The sequence below is a fragment of the Streptomyces sparsus genome (genome assembly GCF_054776295.1).
The window spans coordinates 1-2,485 of sequence record NZ_BAAHCA010000739.1 but is presented as its reverse complement, the minus strand read 5'-3'; the positions used below and the strand labels follow the sequence as shown (position 1 = coordinate 2,485).

At 74.4% G+C, this 2,485-nt stretch carries 3 protein-coding genes; 2 read left to right on the top strand and 1 reads right to left on the bottom strand.

Features of this window, described 5'->3' with window-relative positions; translation table 11 throughout:
* The coding region (locus ACYVE9_RS22845) for a LysR family transcriptional regulator (RefSeq protein WP_461029772.1) at positions 1-887 on the bottom strand (887 nt) is incomplete at its 3' end.
* A gap of 80 nt (positions 888-967) precedes the next feature.
* Here ACYVE9_RS22845 and ACYVE9_RS22840 point away from each other — a divergent pair.
* Together ACYVE9_RS22840 and ACYVE9_RS22835 are read left to right on the top strand one after the other, a co-directional pair.
* Positions 968-1,633 (top strand): MOSC domain-containing protein, encoded by a 666-nt coding sequence (locus tag ACYVE9_RS22840; protein ID WP_461029771.1) that lies wholly within the window; start codon positions 968-970, stop codon positions 1,631-1,633.
* 84 nt (positions 1,634-1,717) lie between these two features.
* Positions 1,718-2,485: SDR family NAD(P)-dependent oxidoreductase (locus ACYVE9_RS22835; RefSeq protein ID WP_461029770.1), on the top strand; the 768-nt coding region annotated here is incomplete at its 3' end.

The window sequence follows — 2,485 nt, the reverse complement described above, 5'->3', positions numbered from 1 at the left end:
GTGCGGGCGAGGCGGTCCAGCATGGCCGCGACGGCCGGCACCCGCGCCAGGTCGGGCAGCGAGAGCGCGACGACCTCGCGGCGCACCTCCGGCTCCATCACCACCGTGCGCACCCCCTTGGTGCGCACCGACTCGACCGCCAGTTGCGGCAGCACCGCCACCCCCAGTCCGGCGCCCACCAGGCCGACGACGGCCGGGTAGTCGTCGGTGGCGAAGTCGATGCGCGGGGTGAAGCCCTCCGCCTCGCAGGCCTGCACGAGATGCCGCCGGCACCGCGGGCAGCCCGCGATCCAGGGCTCCTCCGCCAGCTCGGCGATGCCGACCCGCTCCACGCGGCCGAACCGGTGGCCGTCCGGGACGAGGCCCACCAGGCGGTCGGTGAGCAGGGGGCGGACCACCAGGTCGTCCCACTCGCCCACCGCGCCGCTGTCACCCGGATAGCGGAACGTCAGCGCGATGTCGCAGTCCCCGGCCCGCAGCATCTCCACCGAGCGGGGCGGTTCCGCCTCGACGAGCGACACGCGGGTGCCGGGGTGGTCGGCGCGCAGCGCGGCCACCGCCGCCGGGACCAGGCTGGAGCTTCCGCTGGGGAAGGAGACCAGCCGCACCCGGCCGGCCCGCAGTCCGGTGAGGGCGGCGACCTCCTCCTCGGCCGCGGTCAGCGACGCCAGCACCGAGGCCGCGTGCCGGACGAGCACCTCCCCCGCCTCGGTGAGGCGCATCTCCCGGCCGGCCCGGACCAGCAGCACCGTGCCGACGGACTGCTCCAGCGCCTTCATCTGCTGGCTCACGGCCGGCTGGGTGCAGCCCAGCTCCCGGGCGGCGGCGGAGAAGGAGCCGGTGCCGGCGACCGCGCGCAGCACCCGCAGGTGGCGGGCTTCGATCATTTCCCCACCATAAGCGCACCTTGGGGACACTGACCAATAACAGTTCGCCACTTATGCGGGTGCCGCTCTAGCCTGCCCCCATGCATCTACTCTCCGTGAACCTGGGCGACGCCGTGGCCCTCCCCCCGGGCCGGGAGGGCAAGCGCGCCACCGGCATCAACAAGCGCCCCGCCACAGGGCCGGTGCGGATCACCGCGCCCGGCCCGAAGGGCGTCGGGGGAAGCGGACTCGTCGGCGACACGGTCTGCAACCTGCGCCACCACGGCGGCGACGACCAGGCCGTGTACGCCTTCGCCCGCGAGGACCTGGACGAGTGGGCGGCACGACTGGGCCGGGAGCTGCCGTCCGGGAGCTTCGGCGAGAACCTCACCACCTCGGGGCTGGACGTCAACGAGTCGCTGATCGGCGAACGCTGGCGGATCGGCGGCGACGGCGGACCGCTGCTGGAGGTCAGTTCGGCCCGCATCCCCTGCCGCACGTTCGCCGACCGGCTGGGTGAGCGGGGCTGGGTGCGCCGCTTCACCGCGCGCGCCAGGCCGGGCGCGTACCTGCGGGTGGTCGAGGCGGGTGAGGTACGGGCCGGGGACACCGTCGACGTGGTGCACCGCCCCGCGCATCCGGTCACCGTGTCCTTCCTGTTCCGCGCGTCCACCACCGAACCGCACCTGCTGCCCGAGGTACTGGCGGCCGGCGACGCACTGCACCCCGAGGCCCGCGCGGCGGCCCGCAAGCGGGTCGCCGGCTGACGGTCCGGTGACGCGGGAACGGCCGGGCGGCCCGGAACACCCGTCCGCGGTGGGGCGGCGAGGGACGGCGGCTAACGTTCCGGTATGACGACTGCACTGATTACCGGAGCGACGGCCGGCCTGGGCGCCGCGTTCGCGCGCAGACTGGCCAGGGACGGGCGGGACGTGGTGCTGGTCGCGCGGGACGCCGCGAGACTGAGCGACCACGCCACCGAACTGCATGACCGGCACGGCATCGAGGCGTCCGTACTCGCCGCCGACCTGTCCACGGACGAGGGCATCGGTGCGGTCGAGGAACGCCTCGCCGACCGCACGCACCCGGTGGACCTGCTGGTGAACAACGCCGGATTCGGCATGAAGGGCCGCTATCTGGACGTGCCGATGTCCGACGAGCTGTCCATGCTGAAGGTGCACTGCGAGGCGGTGCTGCGGCTGACGTCGGCGGCGGTGGAGCAGATGCGCGAGCGCGGTCGCGGCGGCGTGGTGAACGTGGCGTCGGTCGCCGCGTTCGTGCCGCGCGGCACCTACGGCGCGAGCAAGGCGTGGGTCGTGCAGTTCACGCAGGGCGCGGCGCAGGACCTGGCGGACTCGGGGGTGCGGCTGATGGCGCTGTGCCCGGGTCTCGTGCGCACGGAGTTCCACGAGCGGGCCGGCATGGCGATGGACTCGGTGCCGAACTGGATGTGGTTGGAGGCCGACCGGGTGGTGGACGCCGCGCTGCGGGACCTCGGCCGGGGGCGGACCCTGTCCGTGCCGGACCCCCGCTACAAGGCGCTGACCGGGGCCACCAAGCTGGTGCCGCGCGGGGTGCTCGGCCGGTTGTCGTCGCAGTCGGGCCGCCGCTACGGCCCG

Bases quoted from the DNA above. Each gene is read 5' to 3' on its own strand.
- ACYVE9_RS22840 (WP_461029771.1), top strand. From the start codon at position 968: ATGCATCTACTCTCCGTGAACCTGGGCGACGCCGTGGCCCTCCCCCCG.